The following is a 16436-nucleotide window of genomic DNA, read 5'->3' on the forward strand; positions in this document are numbered from 1 at the left end:
AGGCTAATGGAGACGGTCTCCAGCAGCGTGTTCATGAGCTCATGCGAGAATCCTCTCAGGTCGCATCAAACCCAGGGTGGAACACGACTTCGCCTTCAGGCACGATCCCGGTGAACCCCAATCGCTGGAAATACTCCGGTGGCACGTCCCCATAGCGGAGTCCAGGATCACTGATGAACCCGAAACGGCTGTAGTAGCCAGGGTCGCCGAGGACAACGCACCCCTGGGCGTTCATGTCTCTAAGGCGGGCAAGCCCCTCGCGGATCAAAGCCTGTCCGATGCCTCTTCCTTGTCGATCAGGTCGGACAGAAACCGGGCCAAGTCCATACCAGCCATTTGTTGCACCGGAGATTGCAACGGGCGAGAAAGCAACATGGCCGATGATCTCGCCATCCTCGATGGCGATGAGCGAAAGGATCAATGCTCCCGCGCTCCTCAACGCATCGGCGACAGCTCCCTCGGTCTGGCTGCCATAAGGCATTTCCTTGAAGGCGGCAGTTATGAGGCTTTGGATGGCGGCAATATCCTCGGGTCGTTCCAAGCGGATTTGCATGTAAACCTCCTGCCGCGATTGGCACCCCCTCTTCACCGCGCTCGCCGATCCGCAATGAAGAGCTGCCGGGATTCTTCGACCTTCTTTATTCCAGGGATATACGCAGCGCGACCGCGGTACTCCACGGCGCCAATACGAGAGATGCCAGCAGGAAAGCGCCTAGCAGCGACATGTGTGCTCCCGCCCCTAACCCGGCGGAGCTTGCTTCCACTGCACCCGCACCGAAAATCAGCACAGGAATGTACAGCGGCAACACCAGCAGCGAGACCAATACGCCCCCGCCGCGCAGGCCCAGAGTAAGCGCTGCGCCGATTGCACCGATCAGGCTCAGCACGGGCGTTCCGAGCAGCAGGGAAGCGGTCAGCACCAGAAGGGCATCACCCGTCAGATCGTACTGAATGCCCAATACCGGCGCCATCAGTACAAGGGGGACCCCGGTCACGAGCCAGTGGGCCAGTGCCTTGCCCAATACGAGCAGGGGCAGAGATTGGGGCGAGAGCAGCATCTGCTCCAGCGTGCCATCCAGATAATCGCTGGAAAACATGCGTCCCAGTGATAACATCGAGGCCAGCAGAGCAGCCACCCAGACCACGCCTGGCGCCATCACACGAAGCATGTTCATCTCCGGCCCGACGCCAAGCGGGAAAAGACTGACGACGATGATGAAAAAAAACAGCGTCGTCAGGACATCGGAGCGGCGTCTTGCCGCAAGCAGAAGATCTCGGCGGAGGATCCAGAAAAACATGTCAGGTGAGCTGCAGCCGCTGGATGGCGGCGCCTGCTATCTCGATTTCCTGGTGGGTGGTCATCACGATCATGCCCCCGTGTTCCAGGTGCCGCTCTATCAAACCTTGTACCAGCTTGACTGCACTCGTATCGAGTGCAGTCAGGGGCTCATCCAGTATCCAGAGCACGGTACCGCATACCAGCAGGCGCGCCAGCGTCACCCGGCGGCGCTGTCCCTGCGACAACACCTTGGCAGGCAACAGTTCGCGTCCGCCCAATCCCATGTGCTGCAAGGCGTCATGGGCCTTGCGTTCATCCAGATCAACCCCGCCCAGTGCGCTGGAGATGCGCAAATTCTCGATGGCAGTCAGATCGTCTTTTACCCCGCCTAAATGGCCGAGATAGGTCATCGCACCAAAATAATCTCCGCCAAGAGAGCGAATCTGGGTACCATCCCAGCGGATTTCGCCCTCGGCCGGCGAAGCCAGTCCGCACAACATGCGTAGAAGACTCGTTTTACCGCTGCCGTTGGGGCCCTGAACCTGCATCAACCCCCCGGATTCGAGCAAAAAATTGACGCCACTGAACAGCTTGCGGTCACCGCGGATGCATGTCAGGTCAATTCCTTCCAGCGTGGGCATTATCAGTCGCCAAAAAAGTCAGCATTATAGCGTAACGATAAGGCCGATGGCCTTTGGATTGATCTTCCAGTTTCTGCGGCAGTACTGCTGGAAATCAGTATGATTTGGGTACAGCCGGGATGTTCATGACATTACTGGTGGTGGGATTGATCAGAATAGGAGGGATAGAAGCAGGGGAGAGGGGGAACAGCAGGAATTTCGGGACAAGGTGACGGTGGCCCATTACCTCGCTCCAAGCCTCTGGTTTGCGTTCGCCCGAAGATGTGGACCCGTCTCTCTTGTGTCAGAAGTACGGGGAGTTTTAAACATACTTCCAATGACGTTGACAGCGGTCATTACTACGGCTGCTACTCGCAGCCGTTTTTTTGGCTGTTTTGTTCCTTAGGAGATCTTGTCGCAATTTGTGCCGAAAGAGTGGGACGGATAGCTATTTGCGTTACCCTGTCTCTCGCCACTTCAAGACTTGCTGGACCGCCGACAGTGGTTTTTGACTCCCGGTCGGTAATATGCGCGACAAATTTGACGCATTTCCCATGGATCTCTTTCTGGGCAAAGACGATCCCCTCGTGATCGGATAGTTTTTTTTCGGCTTCAAAACCCAGTTCCCTGAGGCATTCCTGGATCTTGTCGACAACATCTGCTTGAATGTTACGGGACGTTTCTTTCATTTAATCCTCCTGATTGACTCTCCTATCCTCAGCGAGGCAGCAGCGCAATGGAAACATGCTCGTCGACATTGACGTTCCCGCCACCCGTGCGAGTTCCGTCGCCGGGGAGCAAATAGAGCATGTCAAATCGACGCTCCGAGAACAGTGTCAAACGATCATCGATCATGGATTGGAGCGTTGACATGCCGCCAGGAACAGCGTTATTCAGCGTATCACTTATTGCGCCGGTGCAGAAAGGGGCGCCCCCGTCATAGTGATAGCTCCACCAATCAACGTAGGCCCCCAGTTGTCCTGATGAATCCAGATATGGAATCACGTAATAATTTATGTTTCCATCTGCCTCCGAACAATACCAGGGAGTGGAAACATGAAAATTGAAGAAAATTCTGATCAAAAGATCCAGATCGGCGTGGCGGCCTGGATCGTTTTCATGGAAAGGTACGTGACGCCAGGGTATCCACCCTGCTTTGATGTCAGACGTTCTCCTGGCGTTTTCACCGAGTAGTCTGTCTACTGCGGCCAGAATATCCGGGGCGTTGAGTAGGGGCGGAAGATCTATTGCGATTTCCCTGTCTTCTCTTTCCCAGACCAATGTGCTGTCCGTGGAGCCAATATTGGGCCAGTTGATCCACGCCCAACACCCGGCGCAATGGCTTATGTTCAGAAACTCCGTATTACCTCGGAAATCTGTATCACTGAACCAGTAATTCGTAAGTATGGGCATCTCGATACTCTCCCGTTTACTATTGATATATTTCTTCCTTTCTTTCAGTAAATTTGCCTCTAGATCTGTAAACGCTGAAACAATTCGATTTAACTTTAGTCTCGTGCAGGGATAAGTCAAGTGGGGTAAACCTGGCGCGTGAGGCATCAAAAGTACTTATTGCTTGAACTTTGCCTCGGCGCGTTGCCTGATCTGCTCCAGCGACAGATCTTCCTTACGCGTCGTGATGAACCAGATATGGCCGAAAGGATCTTGCAGCGCGCCTGACCGGTCTCCATAAAACTGGTCTTCCAGCGGCTTGATGATCTTTGCTCCTTCTCCCACGGCCTGGTCAAACACCGCATCCACATCGTTCACATATAAATGCAAACCGACCGAAGAACTGCCGGAGGATTGCGGATTACGAAAAGGGCTTTCTTCGCCGCAGTCATCCGCCATCATGATGCGCGAGTCACCGATCCGAATCTCCGCTGGCCGACTTTTCCATCTCGCGTATCCATCCTGAACAATTCCATTGCGCTGAAAGCACGTTTGTAGAATGCGATCGCCTCAGCTGCTCCATCGATGATGAGGTAGGGAGTGATGCTGTGGTAACCATCGGGTATGGGTTTAACAATCATGTGCGGTTCCTTGGTTGATTGATGAATTCCCGAAGGGAGCGGGAGGATTGAGGGCGGAAACTGGAGCTTGCCGATGAACTTGCAATTGCCCGCGAATGGGAAAGAGTGGAAGTGGAGGGTGATTGAAAGACTCCCGGCCAGGACTCCCGACCGATTCCTCCTTCGGGTGTTATTCGGGTTTTATCCAGGCGCCACACCGTTCATCCAGGCATTTCAACAGTGTCGGCACATCGATTCCCTGTTCTTTCAGCCTGTGTATGAGTTCCTCGCTGATCACATCCTTCTCCTGAAGGCAGTGCAGCAGGTTACAGAAATCGTTGGCTTTTGGTTCGTTCGGATTCCATACATTACCCCCCGGGGTCGCAACCGCAGTAAGCGTGCGTTCCCGTTCAAAAGGCGTTCCCCGTGCCGTTTCACCGCGTGCACGCACCCGGATGTGGAAGACGCCTTGCACCTTGAGTGGATAGGCAGCGGTAAATTGCCCCTGTGGATCGCGGCTGAGTGGGATAAGCTCAGCAACTCCATCCGGTCGCACTATCTCCCCCCAGACCCTTGCATTTCCCTGAAGCGGCGCATCATATTCGTACAGTGCAGCGATCAGGTGAATAATGGTATCCACCTTGAAACTCGCTTGCCTGACATACGTTGTGAAGGTCAAGCTCGAATAGATGTGCGCGACAAACTCATAAGGCAGCGCCGCGTGCTGTGCAGCAGATACCGAGGTTCCGCCCTGCAGTTTCAGTATTGCATGCCACTGCCCGGCATGGCTTCCGGCTGACTGAGCTGGAAGCACCGGCAACGCGCACCGGTAATAGGATGCATACGGGCTCAGGATGAATCGTGAATTGGTCGATCCCGGTGGTGACGCTGGCGTAATACTGGAACCGTCCGGCGCTTCAAGCTGAAAATCGATCGCTCGCGGAAAAGGGCTCAATACGATCAGATCCATTCCATAATCCGCTTCACAGATCGAAACCGGGATACGATGCTCCGATTCCCTGCTGAGAATACCCCGCGGATCGGCGGTGATCTGGGCATTCGATACGCCCGCGAGAATTTGCAGGAAATACTTGCCGAGCCGCATGGGCTGGTCGCCCGAAAGTGCGCCGGTCACCAGAAGATATCCGTTATGTACCTGACATAGCGTCGCCAGTGCGGGAATGCTGATGTTGGAGGGCAGTCCCAGGCCAACCGCATAGGTATTTGCCGTGATGCTGCCCATGACGTCGGCTAGAGGCGGGGGACGATTCCACATTCCATCGGTGAGCACGACCATAGCGGTAACATCGTACGGCGTACCCGCCGTCGCTTGCGCGTCATCCAGCATCTGCTTTCCATTCACGACACCGTCACCGATGGAAGTGGCGCCAGCGGGATCGATATCGCTTCCGGCAATATGTTCAAGGGCAATGGTCCGCCCCGTACCGCCCGGGGCAGCGCCAGCCTCCTGGATTTCCATCAGACGCTGGGCCGCTTCGTTGAAGCGGACCAAGCCGATACCGTCCGCCGGTTGCATGGCACTGATAAAAACATTGGCGGCTTCGCGCAGTTTCTGGACCTTGGAGATGCCATCGCCAGCATCTTCATTCATGCTGCCGGAGCGATCGAGCACGAGCGCGACTGCAGAACGGGGACGCGCAGTCGTGTTGGCAGCAATGTTGATTACCCAGCTTTCCCCCGTCTGGACGCAACGCACGGTAACGTTGCCGCTTGCAGTATCGCCTGGATTCGTGGAGGTGTAGGACAGCCAGAGCCGTGCGTAGGTAACCGGCAGAATCGGATCGCTCGCCACAGCAACGGAGGTGCCATTCGGGGTACCGAATCCGCCGGTAGGGCCTGCGGTCATCTCAAATGTCAGGCTTCGGCAGGACACCACTTCCCATAGGATGGCCCGGTGTGTCGTTACACCGACACCCCCCATCCCGGCGGGAACATTCAGGAAGTTTATACTCGGGGTGGTCAGGGTGATCGATTCAGGGGGAAGAAACAGTTGCAGCGTTTGCCGGATTACGCCTGCGCAGACGGGACAGAAAGGGGCGTAATCCCGCATATAACAGCTTGGCAGAGGGCGATAGGTGTCGCAGTCCGAGTAAATTGCGCCTTCATAGGTGCCTACCGCACCCGCTGCGGGAGGCATCGCGGGTGGGACGCAGACGGAGGCCGCGCAACCGGGGTCGCATTGTGACGGCATGGGAGTGCCCGGCGCGATGAGGTCGCGCCACTTGTTAGTGGTGCGGCTGGTATCGCGTGTTACATTCGGCTGAGAGGGTTCTCCCGCCGGTGTGCCTGCGCCATTCCCTCCATACTCATCGGCCAGTCCAAAAGCGCTGTGTCCCATTTCGTGGATCGCTATCTGCGCCGCCTGGGCATGGGTAGAGCACGTGGCGATCATTCCACCTGATCCTCCATACTTGCTCGAATTGACTATGCAAAGCACCTGATGCCTGAGCGGGACCTGGGCGGACGCAACGGACAACGCGAGCGCGGCATCCACGGTGAGCAGACGATCGAGCGGTGTTCCGGCAAAGATGCTGCAAAATGTCGCGTCAAAATAGGTATTGGCCGTGGTTGGAGTTCCTCCGGCGCATCCCGGATCGTCCGCGCCGCTTTCATTCGACACGATGTCGACACGGTGTACATTGATCCCGCAGAAGAGTTCGTCCAGGGGCGGAGTAGTGCGCAGGGCCGTGACAAAGTTCTGTACGTCGGTATGATACTGCGCCAACTCGGTCGCACGATATCCATCACCCAGGATGACCAGATTCCATCGGACACTATCGGAGCCGTGATCAACGATCTTCGTGGTGCCCACGACATACCCGTCACTCGCACTCATTGCATGTCCCCTTTCTCTCCCCTCGGTATGTCAAACCGGGCCAACTCGGTTGAGGTGGCACGCTGCTGCGCGCCCGCAGCAGAAAGAGCGGAAAGGTCCAGCGACTCACCTATCAGGGCAATGGATTCGGCAGCAGGATTATCCGGAAGAAGCACTTCAAAAATACTCTCCTTGACCTCCCCAAATTTTCGTTCGATCTTGCCATCGGGTGAGTGCACCTCAACGGAGCCGATGAGCGGGGAATGGATAAGCCGATGAAACAGGACGTGGTTGTTCCCGTCCCGGAGTTCCATCCAGAAGCCACCATTTTTCCTGGCCTGAGGGGCTTCTCCGACCGAAGGCGGACAAATCATGGGAAGCCGCTCATACGAGACAAGGTGAACCGCTCCATCTGCAACCCGGAATGTGAGTCTCAGCGTCCCGTGCTGATTGGGCTCGAGCCGGCGGGATTGATTCGAATTTGGCATGCTTTCTCCTGTGAGTAGGAGGGTATGGTTTGCGGCGGCGATGCGTTGAAACTCGGTTCGCCGGTTCTAGTCCTGATGCCTGCTCCTGTTTACATGCGCTGTTCGCACCCTGTGCGTTCCTGTTCGCCCGCCGAATCCGCTGAGCTATCCGGAGCCATCTCAAGCTTCCACAGTCTTACGTTCAAGCGCGTCCCTATCCCAATGGGCGAGAGTGGCGGCTGCTTCATAAGTGGTTTGAAAAAACGAGAGAAGTGTCTGCGCAGGGTTCCCGGTTGTTCGCACGGCCTCATACGGCAGGATGAATTCGCCGAGCTTGTCATGAAAATAAGCTGCCTGCGGCTGAACCTTGTATTCGTTGAAGCCCGCAGGGGTGGGGTAGGCATAAGCATAAAAGGCCGCCTCTCCCAGCCCTGTTCCAGGCCAGAAGCCTGCACTCGATACCTCGTGCGAATAGGCCTCTTCCATTACGCGAGCGGCAACGTTAGGCGCGCCCCCCGGATGCTTCGGCGCAGTTCGCCCCGAGAACCGGGTTACCGCGAGATCGAATGCGCCCCAGAAGAAGTGCACCGGACTCACCTTGCCTGTGAAGCGGGCTCGGAAAGCCTTCAAGACACAGTCCGCCTGCACCAGGGCGCGCCAGAAGAGGGAAACTGCGTCTTTATCATAGCTTGCATGCTGGTCATCCTTCTCGAAAGGAATAGCCACTTCCACTTCCACCGGCCTTGCAAGGATTTTTACCTCGATGCCGAGTTCTTGAAGCGCCTGCATGGTCTTGTGGTAGAAATCAGCAACCGACATCGGCTCCAGCGCGAAGGTGTGATCAGCGCCCTTTGATGTGGTGATGTGAAGCGTGTGCGCGATAAAATCGAAATCGATGGCGAAGGTAAATATCCCGTAAGGAATGGGCGAAGTGGTGAGGCCACGGGTGGTGACATAAAGCGTGGAGCCCCAGCAGTGGTTGATATCCGGGGAAAGCATAAGCCTGATCTTCCCCACGACTTGAGTCCACATATGGAGGGTATTGCAGGTATCCTGCCAGGCTTCCAGGGGAGGCAGTTTCAGCCAGCCATTCCCCATATCCGCTATATGTTTATTTATCATAGTATTATGATGATGCGGTGACACGGGAAAACAGAGAAATCGCAATGACCACGACACGTATTTTCATCTGGCATGCTTATATCAAACCAGCTCGAATGCACTGGCCTTACAGTTTTTTCTAGTTCATGTTGTTTCAAATAGCAAGAAAGCTTGAAAGACCTCCCGTAACAAGAAATCTGGAGAAACTCAGATCAATAAATTCGTTCTCTGAAAGTGGGGGAGAGGAAAGGGATAATCTTCACTTTCCGTGGTGGCAGGCGGCAGATCATCGTTTCAAAAGCTGATCGCGAAGGGCATGCGGGTTTTGGAGCAGGGTGGCCAGTCCGAGGACGGAACATTTTTTCAGTAACAAGTAGCAATAACAAGTAATACAAAGGGAAGAATAATTGATTTGAATAGTTCGGATGCTGGCTTCATGCATGTTGCATTGGAGCTTTCTGCCCAGGCGGAACAAGCGGGCGAAGTGCCGGTTGGAGCGATCGTAGTCAGGAATGGAACAATTGTTGGACGCGGTTATAATTGTCCCATCTCGACATCAGACCCCACTGCGCATGCAGAGGTGATGGCCTTACGGGATGCAGGCCGTCATCTCGGCAACTACCGGCTGGGAGACTGTACGCTCTACGTGACTCTGGAACCTTGCGCCATGTGCATGGGAGCGATTTTTCATGCACGTATCGCCCGGCTGGTGTATGGGGCTGCAGATCCGAAGACGGGCGCGTGTGGAAGCGTGATTAACCTCTCCGCCGAGCTTCGGCTCAACCATCACTTGCAGGTGACGAGAGGGGTGCTCGCAGAGGAGGGGGGATATAAGCTGAAGCAATTCTTTGCAAAGCGACGCGAGGCAAGAACAACGAATAAGGAAGAAATTGATGAGAATTGAAGTCGGTATTCCTTCTCAAACACTTGATTTGCATGATAAGAATGCTGTGGTCAGGCGCTACCGTATCTCCTCGGCGAAAAACGGCGTGGGTCAGGAGAACGGCAGCTTTTGTACGCCATTAGGCAGGCATATCATTCGTGCCAAGATCGGGACTGACCAACCGGTCAATACGGTATTCGTGAAACGCCGTCCCACCGGCGAAATTTATACGCCAGAATTTGCCGCGAATTTTCCGCGCCGTGACTGGATACTGACCCGCATTCTATGGCTCTCAGGTTGCGAGCCCGGCTTCAACCGCCTGGGAAAGGTGGACACCATGCGCAGGTATATCTACATTCATGGCACTCCGGACAGCGTGGAGATGGGCAAACCCGGGTCCATCGGCTGCATTCGCATGCGGAATCAGGATCTGCTTGAGCTGTTCGACCTGGTGGAGGCGGGAACGGAGGTGGATATCAGGAATGCTTGAGTACCGTCCGCCCGCTGACTTCAAGGGGACAGAAGGAGCAGAGGGAGCAAAGTCCGAATCAAAAGGAAGTCTTGATGCGACTTGGCCAGCCGAACATGATGAAGTTCCAAGGAGACGTTACGGCTGTAACAAAGATCGGGTATAAGGAGAAGAGGGTGAATTCGGCGCTTCCCTGGCACTTCATCCATAAAACACGACTTTGCCATCCAGCCCCAGTCCAATTTGAGTGGCGAGGTGTTTTCAGGTATCATATACGTCCATGACAAAGTACGCGTTGTGGCGATCTCCTTATGACGAAGTCGAATCGGCCGGAAGAGGCGCGTCGCTGGTTGGGGCAAAGGACGTATTTATGATCGGCCTCCAATGACAAAGTACGTGTTCGTGACCGGAGGGGTGGTTTCTTCTCTGGGGAAAGGCATCGCCGCCGCTTCTCTCGCGGCCATTCTCGAAACCCGCGGCATCAAAGTTACCCTGCTCAAGCTGGATCCTTATATCAACGTCGATCCGGGCACCATGAGTCCCTTTCAGCATGGCGAGGTCTTCGTCACCGAAGATGGCGCGGAAACGGACCTCGACCTGGGGCACTACGAGCGCTTCATCAGTGGCAAGATGACTCGGCGCAACAACTTTACCACAGGTCAGATTTACGAGAGCGTGATAAAGAAGGAGCGGCGCGGCGACTATCTGGGTGGCACCGTGCAAGTCATTCCGCATATCACGGACGAAATCAAGCATTACATCAGGGTGGGTGCCGGAGATGCCCAGGTAGCCATCGTTGAAATCGGTGGAACCGTAGGGGATATTGAATCGCTGCCCTTTCTGGAAGCGATCCGGCAGATGGCTGTTCAGCTCCCGCGGGAAGATACTTGTTTCATTCATCTCACATTGCTGCCCTATATCACCTCCGCCGGAGAACTTAAAACCAAGCCAACGCAGCACTCGGTAAAGGAGTTGCGCGAAATCGGCATTCAGCCGGATGTGCTGCTGTGCCGCGCCGACCGTGCACTCCCCGCGGATGAACGCCGCAAAATCGCACTGTTCACCAATGTTCGGGAAGAGGCGGTGATTCTGGCGCTGGATGTGGACAGCATCTATAAAATCCCCTCGCTGCTGCACGATCAGATGCTGGATGAAATCGTCTGCCATAAGCTGAACCTGCTTGCCAAGGCCGCGGATCTCAGTACCTGGAAAAAACTGGTTCACGCGCTGGAGCATCCGGAGCGGGTGATAGAAATCGCGCTGGTTGGAAAATATGTCGACTTGACGGAGTCTTACAAGTCTCTGTCGGAAGCGCTGATTCACGCGGGAATTCACACCCGCAGCAAAATCAACATTCATTATGTGGATTCCGAGAGTATAGAAAAGGACGGTACGGGCTGTCTGGATGGCATGGATGCTATCCTGGTGCCCGGGGGGTTTGGAAAACGTGGAGTAGAGGGCAAGATCATGGCCATCCATTTCGCGCGTACCAACCGCATTCCCTACCTCGGCATCTGCCTCGGCATGCAACTGGCTGTCATCGAATACGCGCGTAACAAGGCTGGCATGCAAGGGGCGCACAGTACCGAGTTTCATCCTGAGACAGCTTATCCCGTTATTGCACTGACTATCGAATGGCGCTCCCGTGAAGGCCAGTTGGAAATCAGGACTGCGGATTCCGACCTCGGAGGGACCATGCGTCTGGGCGGTCAGGAATGCTTGCTCAAAGAGGGGTCTCTTGCCCGCAGAATTTACGGGTCCGACAAAATTATCGAACGGCATCGGCATCGTTACGAGGTTAATAATCAGTACATCCCCCGTCTGGAACAGGCGGGGATGAGTATCAGCGCAGTATCGGCCGGAGAGGGGTTGTGCGAAATGGTCGAATTGCCACAAACCGAACATCCATGGTTTGTTGCCTCCCAGTTCCATCCTGAATTCACCTCGACTCCCCGCGCCGGACACCCTCTCTTTGCGGCATTCATCGAGGCGGCGGCTGTGTTCGCGGACAAGAGCCCTTCCAGCGAAGGGGCGATATCGGCTGATAAACCTGAACGCACCACAACGGGCGCCTATATCCAATAACTGTATTGTTGGAGGCGCCTTTCAAGATCGTTTCAGCCTCTAGTCCTCAGGCCGATTCTCCGGTAGTCCTCGGAGAGTGGCAGAATCGTTTTCAATAACTTGCAGATAAATGATCAGGGAAAAATAGCATGAGTGCAATTGTAGATGTCATCGCCCGCGAAATTCTTGACTCGCGCGGAAACCCAACCGTGGAAGCGGATGTTTTGCTTGAATCCGGAGTATTGGGCCGGGCGGCTGTTCCTTCCGGGGCATCGGTTGGCACCCGGGAGGCTGTCGAATTGCGCGATGAGGACGCTCAGCGCTATTTCGGTAAAGGCGTACTGAAGGCGGTGGAAAATGTGAACACCGAAATTTCAGAAGCAATCATGGGACTGGATGCAATGGACCAGGCATTTATCGACCGCACACTGATCGATCTCGATGGCAGCGGCAATAAATCAAGGCTCGGCGCCAACGCGATTCTTTCCGTATCGCTTGCGGTGGCCAAGGCGGCGGCGGAAGAATGCGGACTCCCGCTGTACCGGTATGTCGGGGGAGCGGGATCGATGTCCATGCCTGTTCCCATGATGAACGTCATCAATGGCGGGGCCCATGCCAATAACAATATTGACATGCAGGAGTTCGTAATCATTCCTCTGGGCGCCCAGAGTTTTCGCGAAGCTCTGCGTTGCGGCGCGGAAGTATTTCATACCTTGAAAGGCTTGCTCGACAAGAGAGGCATGCATACCGCGGTGGGTGACGAAGGCGGCTTTGCACCCGATCTGCCCAATAATGAGGCAGCATTGCAACTGATCGTGGAAGCGATAGAGAACGCGGGCTATCTTCCGGGACCGGATGTCGCCATTGGGCTGGATTGCGCTGCTTCGGAGTTTTACCGTGACGGCAAATACCATCTGGAGTCGGATGGCCTGGCGCTCGATTCGACCCAGTTTGCCGATTATCTTGCCACCTGGATCGACAAATATCCCATTATCAGCATTGAGGACGGGATGAGCGAACATGACTGGGATGGCTGGAAACTGCTCACCAGCAGACTTGGGAAATCCGTGCAACTGGTGGGCGACGATATTTTTGTTACAAACGCGAGCATTCTGAAAGAAGGGGTCTCCCAGGGCATCGCAAATTCCATATTGATCAAGCTCAATCAGATCGGGACGCTTACCGAAGCGCTTTATGCGATTGAAAGTGCAAAGCGTGCCGGCTATACAGCAGTGGTCTCGCACCGTTCGGGTGAAACCGAAGATACCACGATCGCGGACATCGCAGTGGCAAGCAATGCATTGCAGATCAAGACCGGTTCGCTTTCCCGTTCCGACCGGCTTGCAAAATACAATCAACTCCTGCGCATCGAGGAAGATCTGGGCGACACCGCCAGTTATCCCGGTCGTGGTGCCTTCTACCAGTTGAAATAAGCCTTTTCAAATCCGAGCGGACAGGTCAGGAATTCCTCATGGAAGGAATCCTGGGAGAAGCCGAAGTGAAAGTATTGACTCTTATACTCGTGGCATTAATTGTTCTGCTGCAATATCCGCTATGGCTGGGTAAGGGTAGCTGGTTGAAAGTATGGGAGGTCGATCAGCAGCTTGCAACCCAGTATGAAACCAACGAAAAACTCAAGACTCGCAATTCCGCGCTGGATGCGGAAGTGCGGGACCTCAAGCAGGGATATGACGCTGTCGAAGAGCGCGCGCGCAATGAACTCGGGATGATCAAGGAGGGTGAGATTTTTTTCCGTACGGTGAACGATAAAAATGATTAGGATTTTGTGGGCAAGAGTTCAGCTATTTTCTGTGACAAGCGCATTGATCCAAATCTGACTTAAAGTCCACCCTCGTTTCGTTCAACACTTTGATGCTGTGGCGTTTGAACGAAATCGGATTTTCCATCAAGATGATTCTGCAGAATATATCTGTCATGAAGGAAGTTGATAAGCCAGCTCAGACAGTATAACGAAGCCCCAAATAAAACGATGGTTGCCCCCGACGCGGTATTGAAAATGTAGCTCAGATACATACCCGCGACTCCCGTTGTCCCACCGATGATCAATGCATAGATCAGCATGCGGCTGAAGCAGTCAGTCATGAGGCGGGCCGTAGCTGCGGGGGTGATGAGGGTGGCAGCGATCATGGTGACGCCTACGACGTTCATGGAAGCAATGATGATTAGCGTGAGGAGCAGCGAGAATATCAGTTGAACGCTGGCTGTCCTGATGCCGAACACTCGCGCCGCTTCCTGATCGAAAGTAGAGAAGAGTAGCGGCCGGTACATCAAGAACATCGTCGTCAAGGTGGATAGGGAAACGAACCCGATGAGCAGCAGATCTCCTTCCGTGATTCCAAGGATATTTCCGAACAGGGCTGCTTCGAAACTCTGGCTGAAGGCGCGCACCTGGCTGATGATGGCGACGCCCAGCGCGAACATGGCATTCGTGACGATGCCGATGGCTGCATCCAGCTTGATCGTGCCGCTCCTGGTAATCCTATTGATCAATAGCACCGCAAGCAAGCCCATTGCCCCTGCACCGGCATAAAAATTGAGATTCAATATGAATCCAACCACTGCTCCGCCGAACGCTGCATGGGATAGTCCGTGACCCACGTAGCTCATCCCGCGCAGTATCACCAGCGCTCCAATCAAGCCGCAGGAAGCCCCCACCATCAGTGTCGCCAGCAGACCATGCCAGAAAAATTCATACTCCAGCGGCTCAAGAAGAAATTCGATCACGGGTCGCTGTCTGAAAAGTGAATGGGTGTACCAGTGGCAATCAGGAAATAATCTTCATGCCTCACTATAGTGATATCGCCCCCGTATGTCCTGGTCAGAATGTCATTGGTAAAGATGTCGCGAGGCCTTCCCTGCGCTATCAGGCCGTTCCTGAAACATATTACCCAGGGCAGGTGTGAAGCAACGGCGTTAAGGTCATGCGTGGTGAGCAAAATGGTAATACCTTCGCTATTGATATCCCCCAGCAGATGGAGCACTTCATGTTGAGCCTTGATATCGACTCCTGTGGTAGGCTCATCCAGCACCAGCAGCGCCGGGTTGTTGACCAGGGCTCGGGCGAGAAATGCGCGCTGGCGCTGCCCTCCCGAAGTATTGGATATCTGCTGGCGCAGGCAGCGGTAAATCCCCAGCCTGTGTGCCAGATCGTGGACACGCTCCCGCTCTTCCACGCTTGGCCAGGGCCATATCCGCTTTCCTGTATAGAAGCCCATCAGGATGACCTCTTCCACGGTAACGGGAAAACGCCAATCCACGCTTCCCAATTGCGGCACATAGCCGATGATGCCGCGCGGAATGTCGTTCAATGCCTGCCCATCCAGGAGCACGGTGCCGGAAAGGGGCGATTGCGTGCCCAGAATGGTTTTAAGCAGCGTCGTTTTGCCGCAGGCGGTGGGGCCCACGATTCCTGCGAATTGACCTTTGTCGATTTTCAATGACAGGCGCTTGAAGACGATATGAGGTCCGTAGCCTGCCGTCACATCGATCAGGCTGACTGCTGCGGGATGTACGTGCGACTCAGTACTTGATATTGCTCGTGTCGACATCTGCCATGCAGCCCGGATTCCCGCCGAGTGCTGCCGTCATTATCCTCATGTTGTTCGCCATCATGCCGATGAAAGAGTTTTCCGGAGGTGGGGGCAGCGCATCATCGGAAAGCTGATCTATGAACTTGACGCCCGTCTCGCGGGCGATCTGCTCCATGATCTTGCTGGGGAAAACTTCCGAGCCAAAAATAGCAGGTACATTCTCGTTTCTGATCTGCTTTATGATGCGGATTACCTCTCGTGGTCCGGGTTCCGAAAAATCGGAGGGTTGAACCGCCGCAATGATCTTCATCCCATACCGGGGAGCGAAGTACGCAAAGGAGTCATGATAAGTCACGAGCTTGCGATTTTTCTCCGGAATGGTCTTTACGCAAGCAAAGGTTGCCTTATCCAGGTTACGCAGCTTGCCCAGATACATCGATGCATTTGCCATGTATCCTTCCTTGTGTACGGGATCGAGCGCGATGAGCTCGTCCTGCACGACTTCGACATAACGCATTGCCAGCGCGATATTGGGCCAGAGATGAGGATTGGGATGGCCACGCTCGCGGGGAAAGCTGAAATCATACTGCCAATCCTCCTTGCGCAAGATACGGTTTCCCAGCTCGAGAATCCGTACTCTTCCTTTCGTGATCTTTTCCGCCAGCTTCAGGGTGGGCAACTCGAGATCGAGGCCATTGGCAATAATGATATCGGCCGTTTCCAGCAGCTTTGCATCTGCGGGAACCGGCTCGAAGGTGTGAGAATCGGTTCCATCGGGAACAATTCCAGTCACATTTGCATAATCCCCGCTCACATTGCGGACGATATTCGTGATGGGCGCCACGGTTGTGACGATAAAGAGCCTTTTGGCCGCATTTCCGGCATGGGAAGGTGGCGGTTGCACTAACAGAAGCAGTAGAAATGGAAGGGCAATCTGACGAAGCTGCACGGCTGTTTTTTTTGTCGATGAGAAATGGTGTCGCGCTTTGGCTGAAGATCGATCAGGCTTTAAGGTGCTTATGAAGCTTACCATCAATCCATTTACGATGATGTAGGGGAATCCTGACAAAGGCTTCACTTAGCCCTACCGGTCATTTCGATATCTCCCGACAGACATGCGCATTATTTGCACGTACCTTTAGCTGGATTGCAGG

The 16436-nt window shown here is 54.6% G+C and carries 18 protein-coding genes; 5 read left to right on the forward strand and 13 right to left on the reverse strand.

Annotation, left to right across the window (positions count from 1 at the left end; all coding sequences use genetic code 11):
* Positions 1-55: 55 nt before the first annotated feature.
* The 10 genes from NMUL_RS06380 to NMUL_RS06420 form a co-directional block, all read right to left on the reverse strand.
* Complete coding sequence (locus NMUL_RS06380) at positions 56-553, reverse strand: GNAT family N-acetyltransferase (RefSeq protein WP_011380559.1); 498 nt, start codon at positions 551-553, stop codon at positions 56-58.
* 85 nt (positions 554-638) lie between these two features.
* Positions 639-1298, reverse strand: coding sequence for a heme exporter protein CcmB (gene ccmB / locus NMUL_RS06385; RefSeq protein ID WP_011380560.1), 660 nt, complete (start codon positions 1296-1298; stop codon positions 639-641).
* Between the two features lies 1 nt (position 1299).
* On the reverse strand, positions 1300-1920 hold the full coding sequence (ccmA, locus tag NMUL_RS06390; protein ID WP_011380561.1) for a cytochrome c biogenesis heme-transporting ATPase CcmA: 621 nt from the start codon (positions 1918-1920) through the stop codon (positions 1300-1302).
* A gap of 347 nt (positions 1921-2267) precedes the next feature.
* Positions 2268-2588, reverse strand: a complete 321-nt coding sequence (locus NMUL_RS06395) for a hypothetical protein (protein ID WP_011380562.1) — start codon at positions 2586-2588, stop codon at positions 2268-2270.
* Between the two features lie 28 nt (positions 2589-2616).
* Positions 2617-3312: a hypothetical protein gene (locus tag NMUL_RS06400; protein WP_041352425.1), complete on the reverse strand. Its 696-nt coding sequence runs from the start codon at positions 3310-3312 to the stop codon at positions 2617-2619.
* A 156-nt stretch (positions 3313-3468) separates the two neighbouring features.
* Positions 3469-3753: a VOC family protein gene (locus NMUL_RS16290; protein ID WP_011380564.1), complete on the reverse strand. Its 285-nt coding sequence runs from the start codon at positions 3751-3753 to the stop codon at positions 3469-3471.
* A complete protein-coding gene (locus NMUL_RS16295; RefSeq protein WP_011380565.1) occupies positions 3750-3932 on the reverse strand; it encodes a VOC family protein in 183 nt (60 codons plus the stop codon). The genes NMUL_RS16290 and NMUL_RS16295 overlap by 4 nt, the downstream gene beginning before the upstream one ends.
* Positions 3933-4101: 169 nt before the next feature.
* Positions 4102-6768, reverse strand: coding sequence for a M64 family metallopeptidase (locus tag NMUL_RS06410; RefSeq protein ID WP_011380566.1), 2667 nt, complete (start codon positions 6766-6768; stop codon positions 4102-4104).
* A complete protein-coding gene (locus NMUL_RS06415; protein ID WP_011380567.1) occupies positions 6765-7235 on the reverse strand; it encodes a hypothetical protein in 471 nt (156 codons plus the stop codon). The genes NMUL_RS06410 and NMUL_RS06415 overlap by 4 nt, the downstream gene beginning before the upstream one ends.
* 159 nt (positions 7236-7394) lie before the next feature.
* Positions 7395-8336 (reverse strand): DUF5996 family protein, encoded by a 942-nt coding sequence (locus NMUL_RS06420; RefSeq protein ID WP_011380568.1) that lies wholly within the window; start codon positions 8334-8336, stop codon positions 7395-7397.
* A 391-nt stretch (positions 8337-8727) separates the two neighbouring features.
* On the opposite strand from NMUL_RS06420, the gene tadA reads away from it, so the two are divergent.
* The 5 genes from tadA to ftsB all read left to right on the forward strand — a co-directional run bounded on the left by tadA (position 8728) and on the right by ftsB (position 13511).
* Positions 8728-9219 (forward strand): tRNA adenosine(34) deaminase TadA, encoded by a 492-nt coding sequence (tadA, locus tag NMUL_RS06425; RefSeq protein ID WP_011380569.1) that lies wholly within the window; start codon positions 8728-8730, stop codon positions 9217-9219.
* Positions 9209-9688, forward strand: coding sequence for a L,D-transpeptidase (locus NMUL_RS06430; RefSeq protein WP_011380570.1), 480 nt, complete (start codon positions 9209-9211; stop codon positions 9686-9688). The genes tadA and NMUL_RS06430 overlap by 11 nt, the downstream gene beginning before the upstream one ends.
* 363 nt (positions 9689-10051) lie before the next feature.
* Complete coding sequence (locus tag NMUL_RS06440) at positions 10052-11752, forward strand: CTP synthase (protein ID WP_011380571.1); 1701 nt, start codon at positions 10052-10054, stop codon at positions 11750-11752.
* Positions 11753-11880: 128 nt separating this feature from the next.
* Positions 11881-13164, forward strand: coding sequence for a phosphopyruvate hydratase (gene eno / locus NMUL_RS06445; RefSeq protein WP_011380572.1), 1284 nt, complete (start codon positions 11881-11883; stop codon positions 13162-13164).
* Between the two features lie 38 nt (positions 13165-13202).
* Positions 13203-13511, forward strand: coding sequence for a cell division protein FtsB (gene ftsB / locus NMUL_RS06450; RefSeq protein ID WP_011380573.1), 309 nt, complete (start codon positions 13203-13205; stop codon positions 13509-13511).
* 59 nt (positions 13512-13570) lie between these two features.
* On the opposite strand, the gene NMUL_RS06455 is transcribed toward ftsB, so the two are convergent.
* Genes NMUL_RS06455 through NMUL_RS06465 form a run of 3 tightly spaced genes read right to left on the reverse strand, consistent with a single transcriptional unit; the run spans position 13571 to position 16360 of the window.
* The gene (locus tag NMUL_RS06455) at positions 13571-14476 is read right to left on the reverse strand and encodes a metal ABC transporter permease (RefSeq protein WP_011380574.1); all 906 of its coding nucleotides are present in this window, start codon (positions 14474-14476) and stop codon (positions 13571-13573) included.
* Positions 14473-15300 carry a metal ABC transporter ATP-binding protein gene (locus tag NMUL_RS06460; RefSeq protein WP_011380575.1) on the reverse strand — a complete coding sequence of 276 codons (828 nt, stop codon included), beginning with the start codon at positions 15298-15300 and terminating at the stop codon, positions 14473-14475. Before NMUL_RS06460 ends, NMUL_RS06455 begins: the two co-directional genes overlap by 4 nt.
* Positions 15272-16360, reverse strand: coding sequence for a metal ABC transporter substrate-binding protein (locus NMUL_RS06465; protein ID WP_238529882.1), 1089 nt, complete (start codon positions 16358-16360; stop codon positions 15272-15274). The genes NMUL_RS06460 and NMUL_RS06465 overlap by 29 nt, the downstream gene beginning before the upstream one ends.
* Between the last annotated feature and the right edge of the window lie 76 nt (positions 16361-16436).

The sequence above is a fragment of the Nitrosospira multiformis ATCC 25196 genome, from assembly GCF_000196355.1.
Classification (GTDB): domain Bacteria; phylum Pseudomonadota; class Gammaproteobacteria; order Burkholderiales; family Nitrosomonadaceae; genus Nitrosospira; species Nitrosospira multiformis.

Coding starts and splice junctions, on each gene's coding strand:
- NMUL_RS06380 (WP_011380559.1), bottom strand. CDS start 553: ATGCAAATCCGCTTGGAACGACCCGAGGATATTGCCGCCATCCAAAGC.
- ccmB (WP_011380560.1), bottom strand. CDS start 1,298: ATGTTTTTCTGGATCCTCCGCCGAGATCTTCTGCTTGCGGCAAGACGC.
- ccmA (WP_011380561.1), bottom strand. CDS start 1,920: ATGCCCACGCTGGAAGGAATTGACCTGACATGCATCCGCGGTGACCGC.
- NMUL_RS06395 (WP_011380562.1), bottom strand. CDS start 2,588: ATGAAAGAAACGTCCCGTAACATTCAAGCAGATGTTGTCGACAAGATC.
- NMUL_RS06400 (WP_041352425.1), bottom strand. CDS start 3,312: ATGCCCATACTTACGAATTACTGGTTCAGTGATACAGATTTCCGAGGT.
- NMUL_RS16290 (WP_011380564.1), bottom strand. CDS start 3,753: ATGATGGCGGATGACTGCGGCGAAGAAAGCCCTTTTCGTAATCCGCAA.
- NMUL_RS16295 (WP_011380565.1), bottom strand. CDS start 3,932: ATGATTGTTAAACCCATACCCGATGGTTACCACAGCATCACTCCCTAC.
- NMUL_RS06410 (WP_011380566.1), bottom strand. CDS start 6,768: ATGAGTGCGAGTGACGGGTATGTCGTGGGCACCACGAAGATCGTTGAT.
- NMUL_RS06415 (WP_011380567.1), bottom strand. CDS start 7,235: ATGCCAAATTCGAATCAATCCCGCCGGCTCGAGCCCAATCAGCACGGG.
- NMUL_RS06420 (WP_011380568.1), bottom strand. CDS start 8,336: ATGATAAATAAACATATAGCGGATATGGGGAATGGCTGGCTGAAACTG.
- NMUL_RS06430 (WP_011380570.1), top strand. CDS start 9,209: ATGAGAATTGAAGTCGGTATTCCTTCTCAAACACTTGATTTGCATGAT.
- NMUL_RS06440 (WP_011380571.1), top strand. CDS start 10,052: ATGACAAAGTACGTGTTCGTGACCGGAGGGGTGGTTTCTTCTCTGGGG.
- eno (WP_011380572.1), top strand. CDS start 11,881: ATGAGTGCAATTGTAGATGTCATCGCCCGCGAAATTCTTGACTCGCGC.
- ftsB (WP_011380573.1), top strand. CDS start 13,203: ATGGAAGGAATCCTGGGAGAAGCCGAAGTGAAAGTATTGACTCTTATA.
- NMUL_RS06460 (WP_011380575.1), bottom strand. CDS start 15,300: ATGTCGACACGAGCAATATCAAGTACTGAGTCGCACGTACATCCCGCA.